Origin of the sequence: Plantactinospora sp. KBS50, assembly GCF_002285795.1 — a bacterium.
Taxonomy (GTDB): Bacteria; Actinomycetota; Actinomycetes; order Mycobacteriales; family Micromonosporaceae; genus KBS50.
This window is the reverse complement of record NZ_CP022961.1, coordinates 6,474,780-6,492,300: the sequence shown is the minus strand read 5'-3', so window position 1 is coordinate 6,492,300 and position 17,521 is coordinate 6,474,780. Positions and strand designations below refer to the sequence as shown.

General features: G+C 68.9%; 13 protein-coding genes. 3 read left to right on the top strand and 10 right to left on the bottom strand.

Annotation, left to right across the window (positions count from 1 at the left end):
• Window positions 1–34: 34 nt before the first annotated feature.
• Window positions 35–2,350, top strand: a complete 2,316-nt coding sequence (locus CIK06_RS28090) for a glycoside hydrolase family 3 N-terminal domain-containing protein (protein ID WP_095567312.1) — start codon at window positions 35–37, stop codon at window positions 2,348–2,350.
• Here the strand turns inward: CIK06_RS28090 and CIK06_RS28085 are convergent.
• Together CIK06_RS28085 and CIK06_RS28080 are read right to left on the bottom strand one after the other, a co-directional pair.
• Entirely contained in the window at window positions 2,347–3,534 is a 1,188-nt protein-coding gene (locus CIK06_RS28085) for an MFS transporter (RefSeq protein ID WP_198348040.1), read from the bottom strand. The two genes, CIK06_RS28090 and CIK06_RS28085, sit on opposite strands and share 4 nt — an antisense overlap.
• Before the next feature lie 42 nt (window positions 3,535–3,576).
• A complete protein-coding gene (locus tag CIK06_RS28080) occupies window positions 3,577–4,782 on the bottom strand; it encodes an endonuclease/exonuclease/phosphatase family protein (protein ID WP_157756983.1) in 1,206 nt (401 codons plus the stop codon).
• 153 nt (window positions 4,783–4,935) lie between these two features.
• On the opposite strand from CIK06_RS28080, the gene CIK06_RS28075 reads away from it, so the two are divergent.
• Window positions 4,936–5,883, top strand: coding sequence for an SDR family NAD(P)-dependent oxidoreductase (locus CIK06_RS28075; RefSeq protein WP_095567309.1), 948 nt, complete (start codon window positions 4,936–4,938; stop codon window positions 5,881–5,883).
• 58 nt (window positions 5,884–5,941) lie between these two features.
• Here CIK06_RS28075 and CIK06_RS28070 read toward each other — a convergent pair whose 3' ends face one another.
• The 8 genes from CIK06_RS28070 to CIK06_RS28035 all read right to left on the bottom strand — a co-directional run bounded on the left by CIK06_RS28070 (window position 5,942) and on the right by CIK06_RS28035 (window position 15,757).
• Window positions 5,942–7,003, bottom strand: a complete 1,062-nt coding sequence (locus CIK06_RS28070; RefSeq protein ID WP_095567308.1) for an NAD(P)-dependent oxidoreductase — start codon at window positions 7,001–7,003, stop codon at window positions 5,942–5,944.
• Window positions 7,000–8,013: a glycosyltransferase family 2 protein gene (locus CIK06_RS28065; RefSeq protein WP_095567307.1), complete on the bottom strand. Its 1,014-nt coding sequence runs from the start codon at window positions 8,011–8,013 to the stop codon at window positions 7,000–7,002. Before CIK06_RS28065 ends, CIK06_RS28070 begins: the two co-directional genes overlap by 4 nt.
• 15 nt (window positions 8,014–8,028) lie before the next feature.
• The gene (locus tag CIK06_RS28060; protein WP_232533909.1) at window positions 8,029–8,859 is read right to left on the bottom strand and encodes a glycosyltransferase family 4 protein; all 831 of its coding nucleotides are present in this window, start codon (window positions 8,857–8,859) and stop codon (window positions 8,029–8,031) included.
• Window positions 8,860–9,233: 374 nt separating this feature from the next.
• The gene (locus CIK06_RS28055; RefSeq protein WP_095567306.1) at window positions 9,234–10,205 is read right to left on the bottom strand and encodes a UbiA prenyltransferase family protein; all 972 of its coding nucleotides are present in this window, start codon (window positions 10,203–10,205) and stop codon (window positions 9,234–9,236) included.
• Window positions 10,206–10,446: 241 nt separating this feature from the next.
• Window positions 10,447–12,222 carry a BTAD domain-containing putative transcriptional regulator gene (locus tag CIK06_RS28050; protein WP_198348039.1) on the bottom strand — a complete coding sequence of 592 codons (1,776 nt, stop codon included), beginning with the start codon at window positions 12,220–12,222 and terminating at the stop codon, window positions 10,447–10,449.
• Between the two features lie 122 nt (window positions 12,223–12,344).
• Window positions 12,345–13,361: a glycosyltransferase family A protein gene (locus tag CIK06_RS28045; RefSeq protein WP_198348038.1), complete on the bottom strand. Its 1,017-nt coding sequence runs from the start codon at window positions 13,359–13,361 to the stop codon at window positions 12,345–12,347.
• A gap of 477 nt (window positions 13,362–13,838) precedes the next feature.
• A complete protein-coding gene (locus CIK06_RS28040) occupies window positions 13,839–14,903 on the bottom strand; it encodes a lysylphosphatidylglycerol synthase domain-containing protein (RefSeq protein WP_157756982.1) in 1,065 nt (354 codons plus the stop codon).
• A 200-nt stretch (window positions 14,904–15,103) separates the two neighbouring features.
• Window positions 15,104–15,757: a 4a-hydroxytetrahydrobiopterin dehydratase gene (locus CIK06_RS28035; protein WP_095567302.1), complete on the bottom strand. Its 654-nt coding sequence runs from the start codon at window positions 15,755–15,757 to the stop codon at window positions 15,104–15,106.
• Between the two features lie 293 nt (window positions 15,758–16,050).
• Here CIK06_RS28035 and CIK06_RS28030 point away from each other — a divergent pair, with 293 nt between their 5' ends.
• Entirely contained in the window at window positions 16,051–17,520 is a 1,470-nt protein-coding gene (locus CIK06_RS28030; protein ID WP_095567301.1) for a non-reducing end alpha-L-arabinofuranosidase family hydrolase, read from the top strand.
• Window position 17,521: the final 1 nt, after the last annotated feature.

Sequence of the window (17,521 nt, the reverse complement as noted above, 5' to 3'; positions counted from 1 at the left end):
AGGCGTACGAGCACAACCACAAGGGGAGAACAGTATGACTGAGGTCCACGCCGGGGTGGACGGGCCGGTGCCGGCTCAGGCGGGTCTGGACCACGGCCGGCCGGCGGGCGAGGCACGGGTACGCGAGCTGCTCGCCCGGATGACGATCGAGGAGAAGGTCGCCCAGCTTGTCGGGTTCTGGGAGGCGAAGGACGGCGAGGCTGTCACGCCGCTGCAGGGCGAGTTCAGCGACATCGCCAAGCTCAAGGACTTCTCCCGCAACGGGCTCGGCCACCTCACCCGTGCCTACGGCACCTCGCCCGTCGACCCGGACGCCCGCGCGGCGTGGCTGTGGGAGTTCCAGTCCGGCCTGGTAACGGACACCAGGCTGGGAATCCCCGCGATCGTTCACGAGGAGTGCCTGACCGGGCTCTCCGCGTGGAAGGCGGCCACCTTCCCGACGCCGCTGGCCTGGGGCGCCGCGTTCGATCCCGAACTGGTCCACGAGATGGCCACCGCCGTCGGGGCGTCGATGCGGGCACTGGGCATCCACCAGGGCCTCGCCCCGGTGCTTGATGTGATCTTTGATCCGCGGTGGGGCCGGGTCGACGAGTGCATCTCCGAGGACCCGTACCTCGTCGGCACGATCGGCACATCGTACGTGCGGGGCCTGCAATCGCAGCGGGTTCAGGCCACCCTCAAACACTTCGCCGCCTACTCCGCCTCGCAGGCCGGGCGCAACTTCGGACCCGTGCATGCGGGCCCCCGCGAGCTTGCCGATGTGATATTCATCCCGTTCGAGATGGCGATCCTCGACGGTGGCGCCAGCTGCATCATGCACTCCTATGCCGAGATCGACGGCCTGCCGGTCGCGTCCGATGCGACGATGCTCACCGGTGTCCTGCGGGACAGGTGGGGATTCGACGGCACCGTCGTCTCCGACTACTTCGGCGTGGCGTTTCTGCACCTGCTGCACCACGTCGCCGGAGACCGCGCGGAGGCGGCCGGGCAGGCGCTGACCGCCGGCGTCGACATCGAGCTTCCGACCGGCGACGCCTACCTGACGCTGCGGGAGTCGGTGACGGCAGGCAGGCTCGATGAGGCCCTCGTCGACCGGGCGGTGCTGCGGGTCCTGCGCCAGAAACTGGAGCTCGGGCTACTCGACGAGACCTTCATGGACGCCCCACCCTCGGCGGTCGACCTCGACTCGCCGCAGCACCGTTCGATCGCCCGCCGGCTTGCCGAGAAGTCGATCATCCTGGTCTCCAACCGGGACGCCCTTCCGTTGCCCTCGAACAGCCGCGTTGCGGTCATCGGCCCGAACGCCGACCGGCAGGGGGCGCTCTTCGGGTGCTACTCCTTCCTCAACCACGTACTCGCCCAGCATCCCGAGGTGGAGATCGGGATTGAGGTACCGACGGTCCTCGACGCCGTGCGGGTCGAGTTCGGCGACGATCTCGTCACCTGGGCGCGCGGGTGCGACGTGGACTCCGACGACCGGTCCGGCTTCGACGAGGCCGTCGCCACCGGATCCGCCGCGGACGTAGCCGTGCTGGTCGTCGGCGACCAGGCTGGCCTCTTCGGGCGTGGGACGGTCGGCGAGGGCTGTGACCGGGACGACCTCGAACTGCCCGGAGTCCAGCGCGAACTCGTCGAGGCCGTGCTGGCCACGGGTACACCGGTCGTCCTCGTCCTGCTCACCGGCCGGCCGTACGTGGTCGGCTGGGCGTTGCCGAGGTGCGCGGCGGTGGTGCAGGCGTTCTTCCCCGGCGAGGAGGGTTCCGGGGCGATCGCTGGCGTGCTTTCCGGGCGGGTCAACCCGTCGGGCAAGCTGCCGATCAGCCTGCCCGGTGCGGTAGGGGCGCAGCCGTACTCGTACCTGCACCCGACGCTCGGGGAGGGCAGCGAGGTGACGAACCTGCCGGCGACGCCCGCGGCGCCGTTCGGCCACGGTCTGTCCTACACCACGTTCGAGCATGGCGACCTCACCGTGCCCGCCACGGTGCCGGTCGACGGGGCGTTGCCCGTCACGGTGCGGGTGACGAACACCGGGGCGGTGGCGGGGGACGACGTGGTCCAGCTCTACGGCCGTGATCTGGTGGCCTCGGTGACCCGGCCAGTGGCGCAGCTGCTCGGATACCGGCGGGTTCACCTGGAGCCGGGCCAGTCGGTCACGGTCGAACTGACCGTTCCCACCACCCGTCTGGCCTTCTCCGACCGCACCCTGACCCGGGTCGTGGAGCCGGGTGACGTTGAAGTCTGGGTCGGTACGAGCGTGCAGCGGGACACGCAGGCAGTGACCACTCTGGTCGGTGAGACCGTGCCGGTCACCAACGCCTCCGAGCGCTGGACCATCTCCGAGATCAGCTAGGAGGGACCGGCAACAGGGCGGCGGAGGCGAGGCGGGTCCCTCTGGTCCCGGTCCACAGCCGTCCGGTCCGTGGCCGGACGGCTCAGCCGAGGCTCGATGAGCACCGCGGCGAGCGCGGCGAGGCTGAGCATCCCGCCGGCGAGGGCGGTGTCCCGGACGCCGCCGTGGGTCAGCAGCACCCCGCCCACGAGTGCGCCGGCGGTGATGCCGATGTTGATCGCGGTGGAGAGGCCGGCCACCGCGAGGTCGGTCCGGCCCGGCGCGACCTGAAGGAACCGGCTGCCCAGCACGGTGGTCAGCGCCGAGTAGGCAGCGCCGGCCAGCGCGACCAGGACGACGGCCACCACGGGTACGGCGCCGAGCGCGTAGAGCCCGAGCAGCGCGACCGTCTGCAGGAGCACCGGGGCCAGCGTCGCGATCCACGGGTGGCGGTCGGCCAGGACGCCGCCGACGAACACGCCGGCGATTCCGGCCACCCCTCGCGCCAGCAGCAGTGCGCCGGTCGTGGCCAGGGCGAAGCCGCTCACCGTGACGAGGAAGGGCGTGACATAGGTGAAGGAGGCGAGCGATCCGGTGATGGCGAGCACGGACAGCACGAGAAGCAGCCGGTAGCGCCGGACGTCGGGCGTGCTGCCGCGGGCCGACGGCGCCTCGTCGGGTGCTGTCGTGGGTATCAGCGCAAAGATGGTCACCGTCGCCGCCAGCCCGAGAGCACAGAGGACGAAGAAGGGCGACCGCCAGCCGGTTCGCTGGCCCAGCCAGGTACCGGCCGGTACGCCCAGCACGGCGGCGAGTGACGTACCCGCCATGATCACACTGATCACCCGACCGTGGACCCTGGCCGGAAACAGGGAAGTGGCGGTGGGCAGCGCCAGCGCCCAGAAGAGCGCCTGGCTCAGCGCCGTGGCCAGGCGGGCGATCAGCAGGACGCCGTATCCCGGCGCGGCCGCCGCGGCCCCGGTGGCCACCGCGAACACGGCCGTGAGCCCGCCGAGCAGGAAGCGGCGGGGAACACCGCGGGTGAGCCGGGTGAGCGGGATCGTCGTGAGCACGATGACCAGGCCGTACCACGTCACCAACAGCCCGACCCGGGACTGCGACACGCCGAGGTCCGCGGAGATGGGCAGCAGCAGACCGATCGGCAGGGTCTCCGTGGTGACATAGGCGAACGCGCAGACCGACAACGTGACAAGCGCACCAACGGACCGACCCCGCACGGCCGACCGTCAGCCCTGCACGGTCAGCTGGATCTGCTGTACCCGATGGTCAGACAGGCCCTGCGGGTCCAGGAACTCGTATCGGTGGACGTTCACATCCGGGGTGGTGCGCAGCCAGTCGATCCGCCAGTAGGGGCGCTTTCCCACCTCCCACGTCGCGGGGTAGAGCGACGACAGCGCCCGGGTGTGGTCCACCAGACGATCCGGCAGCATCCTGAGCGCCCCCATTGACGGTGAGGTGTTCAGGTCGCCGGCGAGCACGATCGGCTGCGGATTGTCCTTGACGTCCGCGCGGATCGCCTCAAGACTCGCGCGTCGCATGGAGAAGTTGAAGCGGTCAACCTGAAACACGCTCTGTCCCGGCTCGCCCTTCATCATGAGCATCCGCCGAGGTGGCTGGAACAGGTGGGTGTCGTAGAAGGACACGACCCTGTCGCCCACCCGGATGTCCGTGCGCAGTACCTGTGAGGTGTAGAAGAGCGGATGGCCGTCGAAGGCCGGCGGTAGGGGCTTCAGATCGTCGGGAAGCCAGGGCGTCGAGTAGAGCGGGCGGTGTGCAACCACCGGGAGCCGGGACAGCGTGATGTTCCGGCCCTCAAGGATGATCTGGTAACCGGGAAAGTTCTGCCGCAGCTCCGCCATCTGATCGATGACCAGGGCCTGTGCGAAGACGTCCGGCAGGGTGAAGTCGGCGTGGGCGTACTCGTGCAGCAGGTAGACGTCGGCGTCAAGCCCGCGCAGGAACCGGTAGAAGTAGGCCGTGCCGTGACCGCTCTCCCGGACGTCCTGGTCCCAGTACTCGGTGTTCCAGGTGACCAGCTTGATCGCGTCGGGCGGTGGCGCCGATGGGCTGTAGAAGACGGTGCCGAAGTTGATGCCGCTGATTCCGAGACCCAGCACGAGGGCGAGCACCGGCACCAGGGTGAGCCGCCAGCGCACCGGCCGGGCGAACTGGGCCACGGGCAGCAGTAGCAGCGGGACCGCCGCGAACACGAAGGGCGGCAGCAGGTCGAACGGTCCCCACCAGTAGTACCGGCCGCTGAGCGACCGATGCAGGACGACGAACACCAGCCAGGACACGCAGAGCGCCACCGCCGCCCGGGTCCACCAACCCCATCGGCTCCGGCCCGGTCGGCGGGCACGGAACCAGGCGAGGCGCTCCCGCCGCGTCCTCGCCGCCACGGTTGGTGTGCCCGGCTGCTCCGGCTCGGTCACGACATCGAGTCCAGGCCCGTTCGCCGTCATCACCACACCCCCACGTCCGGGTCGCTTCCAGCCACAAAAGGCTACGGGCCGGGACCTTGTCCGTGTCTTGGCGGGCAGGTCGCCTTCCCCGATCGGACAGGGCCAACATTTACAATTGTCGTCATGAAAACGCCTCAACGCAGGATCGGGTCGGGTTTCGGCGCCGAGAGCACCGCCGATGACGTTCTGAACGGGATCGACCTGACCGGGAAACTCGCGGTCGTCACGGGTGGCTACTCCGGTCTCGGGCTGGCGACCACTCGTGCACTCGCCGGCGCCGGCGCTCACGTGGTTGTGCCCGCTCGGCGGCCGGAACCGGCTCAGGCGGCGGTGAGTGGCATCGCCGGCGTGGAGGTGGACGAGCTCGACCTGGCCGATCTGGACAGTGTCGGCAGCTTTGCAAAGCGTTTCCTGGCCGCCGGCCGGACGATCGACATAATGGTCAACAACGCCGGGATCATGGCCTGTCCGCAGACCCAGGTCGGTCCGGGCTGGGAGGCTCAGTTCGCGACCAATCATCTCGGCCACTACGCGCTGGTCAATCAGTTGTGGCCGGCGATTGCCGGAAATGGCGGGGGACGGGTGGTCGTCCTGTCCACCGGCCTCGACGAATCCGCCCGGATTCGCTGGGATGACCTGCACTTCCGGCAGGGCTATGACAAGTGGCAGGCGTACATCCAGTCGAAGAAGGCAAACGCGCTGTTCGCCGCGCGACTCGATGAGCTTGGCCGGGGCGCGGGGGTACGCGCCTTCTCGGTGAACCCCGGATACATTCTCACGCCACTCCAGCGCCACCTGGCGAAGGCGGAGATGGTCGCGGCCGGCTGGATCGACGAGGAAGGCAACGTCGCGATGCCGATCTTCAAGACCCCCGAGCAGGGCGCCGCGACCCAGGTCTGGGCGGCCACCTCGCCGGCTCTGGCGGGCCTGGGCGGGGTCTACTGCCAAGACTGCGACGTGGCCGAGGTGCAGGTCAGCTCGGACGTGGAGGCGCAACGCCTCTGGGCCGTGTCGGCCGAGCTCACCGGCGTTGACGCGTTCGGCGTGGCCGAGATCGGCCAGCACGGATAAGGCACCGTCCAGGGTCTGCCGGGGCGGCCTGCTGGTCGCGGGCCGCCCCGGCAGCCCGTCAGAAGATCGCCTTCGCCAGCGTGAGCGCTCGCTGCCGCCAGGGATCGTCACTGGTGCGACCGGTCGCCTGACCTTGCCGGGTCTCCGCCCGGCCCGCCGCACTGCCGCGGTTGGCCCGCCACCACTCGTACGCGGCGAGGATGGCCTCGCGATTGGAGTAGCGCGGCTGGAAACCCAACCGGTTGCCGGCGTGCTCGATGCTGACGTAGGAGTCCGCGATGAGCTTGTAGGCCAACCGCCGGTAGATCGGCGAAAGCCGTAGCATCGACAGCACGTTGAGGACCGCGGCAGCCGATCGGGCTGGAACCCCGACCACGCGTTTGCCGTGTCCCGCGGCGTCGAGCACGGCCTGGAAGTCGTCGCGCAGGGACCCGAACTCCGCCGCGGCGACGTTGTACGTGTCGTTGGCGATCTCGTCGGGCGCTTCGAGCACGGCCAGTACGGCCGTTACGACATCCTCGGTGGCGCACATCTGGGTGAGCGCCCGACCACCGCCGAGCAGTGGAAAGTTGTGCCCCTCCTCGGCCCACTCGAACAGCATCGCGAAGAGCCCCATCCGACCGGGCCCGAGAAAGGTCTTCGGGCGCAGGATGGGGACGACCATCCCCTCATCGCGCAGCCGCTCGCACATCTGCTCCACCTCGACCTTGCAGACGCCGTACGGGTCGACCGGCTGCCGAGGGTAGGTCTCCGGTGTCGGCACCACGGTGGGCAGACCGTAGACGGACGTCGTCGAGATGTAGACCACCCGGGACACCCCGGCGTGTCTGGCGGCGTCCAGTACCGAACGACTGCCATCGACGATCACCGAGCGGATCGTCGCCGCCGGGTAGCTCGGTAGCGCGGACGCGCAGTGCACGACCGCGCCGGCACCGTCCGTCAGCAACCGCATCCGTTCACGGTCACGGATGTCACCCACTGTGTGCCGCACCCCGGGCGGGGCGGCCGGCCAGGGCCGGATGTCCATGCTCACCACCTGATCGCCCCGCCCGGCGAGCGTACTGGCCAGCGCCTTGCCGAGCACCCCGGCGCCACCCGTCACCAGGACCGGCCGGGTCATGCCGTCATCTCCGGCCCGTAGAGTCGCCGGACCCAACCAGGGAAGAGCAGCCCCTGGAGGATGCCGAGGCCGGCCGCCAGCGCCGAGGTGAACATCACCATCAGGTGTATCGCGGTGAACCGCAGTCCGAACAGGACGCCGCGGGTGCGGTAGGCGTAGGCGTACGTCTGCCTGTCGAGCAGGATGCCGACGCCGAGGAGTGCCGCGGTGGCCAGCAGCGCCCACCGACCGAGCAGTGGCACCGCCACGAGGCTGAGCACGGCGGCCAGGACGAAGCCGCTGCCCACGGCGCGGAGCCCGGTGGCCGCTCCGCCGGGCAGCCGGTTCAGTCGCATCCAGTTCGGCGCGCCGAGCCGGGTCCGCTGAAACACCTTGCGCAGCAGGACGCCGACGGTGGCGTCATGGTCGTGCCGGCCCCGGATCCTCCGGGTGGCTCGAACCTCGTACCGGGTGTTGAGCCGGAAGCCGTACTCCTGTTCCTCCGTCCAGCGCAGCCGGTGGTTGAACGGCCCGATCTCGCGAAACACCTCCACCCGCATGGCGCAGAGCGCCGAGTGCAGGCCGGGGATCCGCCCCTCGATCTCGCCGAACCAGACGTACTGCTGGATTGCCCGGTACTCCTTGACGATCCCGGCCGGGAAGAGCGGTTCGGCCCGGTACATCCCGCAGATCGCGCCGATCCCGGGGTCATCGGCCAACACCGCCACGGCGTTGGCGACGGCGTCGGGATCGAGCGCCACGTCCGAGTCGAGGAAGAACAGGATCCGGCCGCTGGCATGCTCCGCACCGAGGTTGCGGGCGATGGAGACGCCGCTGTTCTCCGGGGTCTCCAGCACGGTGACCCCGTACCGGCGCGCGATGGCCACCGAGTCGTCGGTGCTGCGGTCGTCCGCCACGATGATCTCGATGGCCGGGTAGGTCTGACGCTGCACCGCCTCGATGCACGCCGGCAGGGTCCGGCCGTAGTTGTAGTTCGGAATGATCACCGAGACCAGCGGCTGCCCAGTCATGTGTTCTCCCATCGGTCAGCGTCGCTCGCGCAGTGAGGTGAACAGGGCCTCGTACCCGTCCAGGCAGGTCGCGAGCGAGAATCGCTCGCGCGCCTCCTTCGCCTTGCCGTCCCGCCAGTCCTGGGGGGCGTCCGCCATCTCCAGAATGGCCTTCTCCAGCGCCACCGGGTCGCGTGGCGGGATGACCCGTCCGAAGCCGGTGGAGGTCACCGGGTACCGACCGCCGGGGAGGTCCGTGGTGACCGACGGGATGCCGCACATCATCGCCTCTGCCTGGACGATGCCGAACGACTCGGCCACGGACGGCAGCGCGAAGACGTCGATGGACGCATAGAAGTCGTCCACCTCCTTGCCGCGCAGCTCGCCCAGGACCCGGATCCGGCTGTCCCCGGCGATCTCGGCCTGGATGTCGGCAAGGTTGCTTCCACCCGCGACCGCGTGGTAGTTGCCGGCGATCAGCAATCGAGCGTCGGGATCGGCGATCTGGCGGAATGCTCGTACCAGATATGGAATGCCCTTTTCCTCCACGACCCGGCCGAGGAAGCCGACGTGCAGGGCGTCGGTCTCCCGGTAGCGCGGCTGGCCGTCGCGGCGGTCCAGGCACGGCGCGGCGATGGGAACGAACCGGCGTTTGCGGATGTCCGGCCAGAACTGCGACGCGACCGCCTGGTCCTGGCTGTAGGCCACGACGGCGGCCGACCGGCGGATCGCCGCCCGAGAGGTCGCGTCCGACATTCGCACGAGCGCCCGGCTGAACCGGCTCGGCGGCAGGTACAGGTCGATGTGCACCATGCTCACCACCGGCGTCCGGCCGGCTGCGGCCGTCACCAGAGCGGCCTCGGCCATCGGCAGGTTGAGGAACAGGACCGAGGATCTACGGGCCAGGCGTGCGGTGAGTGCCGGATAGCGGGGGTGATGAAGCCCCGGTTGACCCGCACCAGCGGAGGCGCACGGTAGACATCGACGCCGGCGATGGTTTCCCGGAGCGGCAGTTGCGGGTCGTGCTGCGTCGCGACTACCGCCACCCGCCAGCCCCGTTCCACCATTCCCTCGGCTATGCATCGGGCGGTGTGGGTCAGGCCGCTGATGTACGGCTCATAGTAGGTAAGGGCGACGGTAAGGTCGTATTTGGCATCCATCAACCTAGTCGCAATCCCTCGGGGGCAATGAACTCTCCGGTTTCTGGCAGGTGACAGGACGTTTCACTCGCGTGACGCGTATCAGGTTGACGGTCGGAAGTGGGAAATGAGCAGAAATCCGCCCGACACGGCAACCATCAACAGCGAGTTGATGACGAGCGCCGGGTCCCGCAGGAGCATGCGAACCGGGTTTTCACCACCATTCTGGACCAGCACCATCTGGAGGTACCGGAAGAGGCCGAACAGTGCCAGCGGCGCGGTCAGCACCGCCGCCGCGAGGGCGTACCGGCCCAGGGGCGCCTCGGTCCGCACGTACAGGAGATACGAGCCGACCGCGAGTACGGCGCTGAGCAGCATGAGTTGGTCGGTGAACGGAATGGTGTAGCCGCGCAACGCTGGACGGTGGGCGCCGGCGGTTGCGGACAGCTCCTGACGCCGTTTGCCCAGGATGAACAGCAGGCAGAGCAGGAACACACAGGTCAGGAGCCATCCGGACACCTCAACTCGTACTGCCAGGTAGCCCTGCATCATCCGCAGCCCGAACCCCAGCGCGACCACGAAGACGTCAACCAGGGGCACGTGCTTGAGCGCCGCGGAGTAGCACGTGGTGAGCAGTAGGTAAGCGCCGATCGGCCAGCAGGAGGACACCGGTTCGAGACTCAGCACCCCGACCAACAGGCCGAACAGGAGCACCAGCAACAGCAGCACCTCGGGAACGGAGGTGCGGCCGGAGGCGATGGCCCGGTGTCGCTTGGTGGGATGAGCCCGGTCCCGGTTGCGGTCGGCGAGATCGTTGACGACGTACACGATGGACGACGCAACCGTGAACGCCACCACGGCCCAGGCCACGTGCAACAGGCTCGCGAAATTCCAGACCCGCAGGTCGAGCAACGGGATCGACACCGCCAGCACGTTCTTGGGCCACTGCCCCGGACGCAGCAGGGAGAGTAGATCTCGGAGGACGGCCCGGCCGACCTGAGCCGCTCGTTCCTCGGCGGCCGCGATCTCGCCGAACGCAATTTCGGATTCATCGACCCCTATTGGCTTCGGCATCACGGTTACCCTCCATCCGGGCTGCCGTGCGACCCGATCCACAGCCGCACACAGCGCAGGTTAGCCGCGTCGCCACCATCCCTGCCTTGGCAATATCTTGTCCAGATCTGGCGTCCTCGCTCCTCTCGACAATCGCAAAAACGTCCCTTTTCAAACAGACGCGCGTGGATGTATGGTGGCTTACCTGTCCGGTGCGCAGGGACGATGGTCGCCGGTCACCGGTGGGGCGCGGAATGTCGGATCATGGTGTTCCGGCTCCCTCCGACACCTGACGCGCAGGCTCATCGTCCTGCCGTCCGGCAAACCGTTCCCGGGCGTAGAGCCGGACCAGATCGCCCATCCGGTAGCTGCCCGGCGAGGAGGTTTCCAGGAGTTGCGCATCGACCAGACACTCCAGGACCCGTTCCGCGTCCGCCTCGGAGCGGGTCAGCACCCGGGCCGCGGCGCAACGATCGAGTTCCGGTTCGTCCGCGGCGCCCAGCAGCTTGAACGCCTCCGCCGTGGCACGCTCGCGCAGATCGGTGCTGCGGGACAGCCGATGGTAGGAGCCGCCGATGCTGGCGCGCAGGCCGATGCCGTCCAGTTCCAGGTTGTCCAGCCGTCGGCGCTCGTCGGCCAGCCGGTCGCGCAGTTCGGCCAGCGGCCAACCGGGCCGGGCGACCAGCCTGGCGCCGGCGATCCGCAGCGCCAGCGGCAGGCACTCGCACCAACGGGCGATGGCGGCCGCCGCCTCCGGCTCGGCGGCGATCCGGGCTGCCCCGACCCACTGGCCGAGTAACGCCACCGCCTCGTCGACCGAGAGCGCACCCATCCACACCTGGCCGGCGTCAACCAACCCGGTCAGCGGCTGGAGGCTGGTCACGATCGTGCCGCAGCCGGTGCCGCTGGGCAGTAGCGGGTTCACCTGGCCGGCGTCGGTCGCATTGTCCAGCACCAGCAGCAGCCGGCGGCCGGCCACGAGCGACCGGAACAGCGCGGCGGCCTCGTCGACCTGGACGGGCTTGTACGGCGTGGCTCCATGGAGCGTGCGCAGCAGTCGAGCCAGGGCCTCGGCCGGGCTCAGCGGCGCCATGGCCGACCCGGAACCACGCAGGTCCAGATAGATCTGACCGTCCGGGTACCGCTCGACGAGCCGGTGCCCGGCGTGGATCGCCAGCGTGGACTTGCCGATGCCGGCCGCGCCGTAGATGTTCACGACAGGGGCCGGTCCGTGGTGTCCGGACGGCGTGAACGAGCCCAACACCCGGGTCAGCTCGCGGGCGCGACCCACGAATCGCGACAGGTCGGTGGGAAGCTGCCGCGGTGTCTCCCGGGCCGTGGGCCGGTGCAGCACGACCTCGGCGCGTGGTTCCTTGTCAAGCTCGCCCCGCAGCACGGCCAGGTGCATCCGACGCAGCTCCGGCCCGGGTTCGGCACCGAGTTGTTCGACAATCTGGGAACGCGCATCCGCGTAGCACTGCAGCGCTTCCGAAACCCGCCCCACGGCGCACAGGGCCCGCATCTGGAGCCCGACCAGCGGCTCCGCCAGAGGGTAGGCACCCACGAGCTGCGCCAGTCGGTCGGAGACCACGTCGGCCCTCCCGCGCCGGAGTTCCTCGGCCCCCCAGGCCGCGGCCAGTCCAGTGAACTGGTACTCGATCGTTCTCCGGACCCGCAGCATCCAGTCGCTGGTCAGCGTGGACAACGGAGTGCCGCGCCACAGGTTCATCGCCTCGCTCAGCAACTCGATCCGCTCGTCAGGCCTGGTCGCGGCGCGGCTGACCTCGACCAGTTCCTGAAATCGGTGATGGTCGACCAGGCGCCGGTCGATGTTGAGCAGGTAACCGTCGTCGTGCCGGATCAGGCCGATCGGTCCTTCGCCGTCATCGTCTGCCTCGCTGAGTGCCCGCCGCAACCGAGCCACATGGGCATAGAGGGAACTGCGGGATCCTTCCGGTGCGGCCATGCCCCACACCCGGTCGGCCAACGCTTCGCTCGACACCGGCGTGCCGGCATCCACCGCCAGCGCCGCCAGCACCGCTCGGCGCTGCCTCGGACCCACGTCCAGGGAACGCCCGCCGGACTCCACTTCGATCGGTCCAAGTAGCCGAATTCTCACCCGTATCACGTCCCCCGTGTCGGAAAAGCGAGCCGGCCCGGTCAGTCGGCGACCGCCCCCGACCACCGTCGGCGGAACCGTGGATCAACGAGGTAGCACAGTCCGCCGCTGAGGGCCGCGGCCGAGATGGTCAGGCAGTAGGTGTAGTTGAGCGCCACGCATGGCAGGACGAGCCGCCAGCCCGCGTTCCGGCGGACGAAGCCCAGCCGCCCGCGGTCTGCGGCGACGAACCAGGCCAGGAAGGCCAAGGGCACGGCCAGCAAATAGACCGAGAAGACCGCCAGCGGCAACGTCACCGTGCCCAGGAAAACCGCAGCCACCTCCTGCGGCCGGTAGGTCGCCTCCCGTTCGAACCGGGAGTCGCGTTTCGTAAGCGCCAGGGGCACCAGCCGCATCGCCCGCTTGAAGCACTTCCGTACCACCGATGAAACCTTGTCATCGTCGTCGTGGTATCCGACGATCTCAGTCGTTCTGACCATGGGAAACCGCTCGGCGATGCGCAGGCTGTATTCGGTGTCCTCGTTGATCGGTCCCAGCTTCTCGTCGAAGCCACCGACCTCGTCGACCACGCTTCGTCGGATGGCGCCACCGGCGAAGTGGCCGGTCCGGGCCGGGCCCAATTTCCGGATTTGCCGGTAGTGGGCGTGGAGCACCTGAACCCGCTCCACCAGGCCGTCGTCGACCAGCGGACGGTCCGCGTAGACGCCCCAGACGCCACCGTAGCCAGGGTTCTCCTCAAGGATCCGGACGGCGTTGGCGACCGCGTCGGGAGCCAACGCGACGTCTGAGTCGAGGAAGAACAGGATACTGCCGCGACTCGCGGCTATCCCGCGGTTGCGGGCCGGACCTGTCCCGATGTTGGACGGCAGTTGTATCACCGTGCAGTCATGACGTCGCGCGATCTCGGCGGTCCCGTCGGTGCTACCGTCATCCACCACGATCATCTCGACGGAGCTGTACGTCTGAGCGAGTACCGCCTTGATGCACAGCTCGATGGTCTTTGCCGTGTTGAGACAGGGGACAATGACGGACACGAGCGCAGGCTCAGGATTACCCACGGAGACTCCTGTTATCGATCCATCGATCGTTACAATTCAGTATGCCTGGTAACGCAGCCTCGTGCCAGCCCTATTATGTTACATCGAACAATCATCTACATCGAAGTGACGGTGCCGTCGTCACGGCGCCTGGTCGACCCGACTCTAGGCTGCTGGTGGCTGCTCTGACGGCCATGGCCCGGTGGATGATGTCGGTTCTGTATTGACAATTGTCTCCGCGTCACATGTGTTAGCAATCGGTTTCGGATCTGTTAATCCGCTCGGTATCGACGGATCGTGCCGCCGTACCCGGTGTCGCCCATGGGTGCGTATAGAGGGTTGGTTGGTCGGGTACGAGCGACAATATGCGGTTGTAAGCATTTTCCTCAATTGTTCTGACGGCTTTGGATACGCAATGCAACGGTGCTGACCACGCCTTTACCAGAAAGGGTGTACGGCGGAAAGCCGGGCGAACCGGACCCATCGTGGCGTGACGAATCAAACGTCCGCACGTCGAATCGACGTCACCTCGGCCCGAGCGTCAGGGGCCACTCCGGCCCGGTCGTTCGCCAGTGCCCGACGGTGGATCTCACTTATCAGCAGGGCCACTCCGGCCGTGGTCAACTCGCTCAGGGTGACCACCAGTCGGCTCACCAACACCACCACCCCGGCCACCGGCAGCGGCAGGGCCACGCCAAGCGCGGCCAACAGGACCACCTCGCGAACGCCGATGCCCTCCGGGGCGAACACGGCCAGCATCCCGGTGACCGCGCCGAGACCGAACGCCCCCACGCAGAGCAGGAACGAGCGTGCCGGTGCCGCGTTCATCGCGACCGCGAGCACCCAGAGGTGGAGTCCGCCGATCAGCCATGCGCCGAGCTGCACGAGCACCGCGCGACGGACTCCCCGCCCGGAGACGTCCGCGGCCGGCGACGGCCGCCGCAGTATCGCAGCCGCGAGCGTCGCCGCCCGGCCCAGCAGCGCCGGACGGACAAGCACGACCATGATCGGCACCGCGGCCAGCCCCAACCAGGCGGCCGAGGCTCCGAAGACCTCCGGGCCGGCGGCCAGCCCGGCGGTGGCGCCGGTGAGCATGACCACCACCAGCGAAAGCAGCCATGCGTACGCCATCCGGCCCGCCGATACTCCGACCGCCTTGCCCATCCGGATGGCCACGACGAAACCCAGCACCTTGCCGGGTACGAACTTGGCGAACTGGCCGACGAAGAAGATCCGTAGCGCCGCCGCCAGGCTCAGTCGCTCGCCGAGCCCAGACATCATTTCCCGCCACGACACCATGGTCAGCACCACGGAGATGGCATTGAGCAGGAACGCGATCCCGACGAAGAGTGCGAACTCGGTGGGCGGCCGATCCCTGGTGGCCGAGCGCAACGCCGACCAGTCCTGGTCCCGCAAGGCTAGCCCCACCGCGGCGACGACCATGACCAGGACCAGGATCGTCAGCACCCGGCGGGCCGGATCGCGCCAGCCGCCGGACCCGGTGGACCGGGCCGACGACCGTTCGTCGGCCTCCGCCACCGGCCAGTCTTCCGCTTCCCGCACCGACACGCAGCCTCGACTCCACCATTGTCGACAGAACCGAACGCTGCCACGCTACTGCCGGGACGCTTGTCAATATCTTGATTCGTCGCGTACGTCGGCCGCGGCTACGGTCCGGCCCTGGGCCGGACCCCGGAGGGCCTCCGGTCCTCCCGCCCGTCGGTCCAACCTGCCGAATCGGCCAGGACCCGCGCGCGGCACGGTCAGTCGCGCTGCTGCCAGGTGCAGAGGCAGGCGCGGTTTCCCTCCGGGTCGGCGAGCACCCAGAAGCTCGGCGCTCCCGCGTCGCTCACCAGCGTGCCGCCGGCGGCCAGGGCCGCGTCGATGCGTTGCCGGACCTGCCCGGGATCCACCCAGACATCGGGATGCCAGCGCTGCCGTGGTTCCTCGTCGCCGGATCGCTGGAACCACACCGGGGGCAACGCGCCGTACGGATCGAGGATCTCGTTGTCCGGCTCGGCGCCGGCCACCGGCGCAACGCCCAGCACCGCGCCCCAGAACGGCAGGACCGCCCGGTGTGCCGGGGAGTCCAGCGCCAGCTCCAGTCGGGCCAGGCCGGCGTGCTCCAGGGTCGCGCCGGCCTCGGCGGCGAGCGCGGTGATCCGGCGCGCCATCCGGATGTCGCGGCGGCTGACCCCCCGTACGTCGTGGCTGACCAGTCGGACGTCGATGTGGGTGTAGCGCAGGTTCAGGTCGGGATGGTGGTCCAACTCCTCGGCCGTGGCGCCGATCGCGTCGACCAGGGCGAGCCCGGCGGCGAAGGTCCCGGTGCGGATGCGGGTCTGCAGGCCGTCGCCGAGGTTGGTCCACCCGTCGGGCGACTCGTCGGCGATCTGCTGCCCGGTCAGTACGGTCATCGGGCCATGGTGGCGCACCGCCGGCCGGGGAGGCCACCCCGGCATGCCACCCCCGCATGCCACCCCGGCATGTGAACGCGGCGTGCCACCCCGGCGTGCCGCCCGGCATGTGAACGTGCGCAGCGAACGGCCGGCCCGGACGCCGGCCGGGGGCCGCGCGGCGGCAAGAGCATTGATAGATGAGCTTGAGGCTATGGGAGCGCTCCCGTAACATACGCGACGCGGCTGTTAACGTTCACTACATAGCGACCCCCACAAATACGCAGGCCGCCATCCCGTCAGGAGGGTGCTTCATGGCTAGATCCAGAGCCACCAATCTCGGCCTGGTGTCGGCCGGCGTCGCGTTGCTGTCGTCGACGGCATTCGTCGTGGCGTTGCCGGCCGACGCCGCGGCCGCCGGCTGTTCGGTGGACTACGCCGTCTCGGCGGAGTGGCCCGGCGGCTTCGGCGCCAACGTGACGATCACGAACCTGGGCGACCCGGTGTCGAGCTGGACGCTGACCTGGTCGTTCAGCGCCGGCCAGACGGTGACCCAGGCGTGGAACACCACGCTGACGCAGAGCGGCTCGGCGGTGACCGCCACGAACGTGAGCTACAACGGCGCGGTCGGCACCAACGGGACCGTGTCGTTCGGCTTCAACGGGTCGTGGACGGGCAGCAACCCGGCACCGACGAGCTTCGCCCTGAACGGTGTGGCGTGTACCGGCAGCACCACGCCGACCACGAGCACGCCGACCACGAACCCGACCACCAGCAGCCCGTCGCCGACCGTGGCCCCGACCACCAGTTCGCCGAGCCCGAGCCCGAGCCCGACGCCGAGCCCGACGCCGACGCCAACCCCGACGCCGACCAGCACCTGTTCGCTGCCCTCGACGTACCGGTGGACCTCCACCGGCTCGCTGGCCAACCCGAAGTCCGGCTGGGTCTCCCTCAAGGACTTCACCGCCGTGCCCTACAACGGCCGACACCTGGTCTACGCCACCACCCACGACACCGGATCCAGCTGGGGCTCGATGAACTTCAGCCTCTTCACCAACTGGTCGGACATGGCCTCGGCCAGCCAGAACGGCATGTCCTCCGGCACCGTCGCACCCACCCTGTTCTACTTCGCCCCCAAGAACATCTGGGTGCTCGCCTACCAGTGGGGTGCAACGGCCTTCTCGTACCGGACCTCCAGTGACCCCACCAACCCGAACGGGTGGTCCGCGGCGCAGCCACTGTTCTCCGGAAGCATCTCCGGCTCCGGCACCGGCCCCATCGACCAGACCCTCATCGCCGACAGCACCAACATGTACCTCTTCTTCACCGGCGACAACGGCAAGGTCTACCGAGCCAGCATGCCCATCGGCAACTTCCCCGGCAGCTTCGGCTCCTCCTACACCCAGATCATGAGCGACACCACCAACAACCTCTTCGAAGCCGTCCAGGTCTACAAGGTCCAGGGCCAGAACCAGTACCTCATGATCGTCGAAGCCATCGGCGCCAACGGACGCTACTTCCGCTCCTTCACCTCCAGCAGCCTCTCCGGCTCCTGGACCCCCCAGGCCGCCACCGAAAGCAACCCCTTCGCCGGCAAAGCCAACAGCGGCGCCACCTGGACCAACGACATCAGCCACGGCGACCTCATCCGCGCCACCGCCGACCAGACCATGACCATCGACCCCTGCAACCTCCAACTGCTCTACCAGGGCCGCAGCCCCAGCTCCGGCGGAGACTACGGCCTCCTGCCCTACCGCCCGGGCCTGCTCACCCTGCAACGCTAGG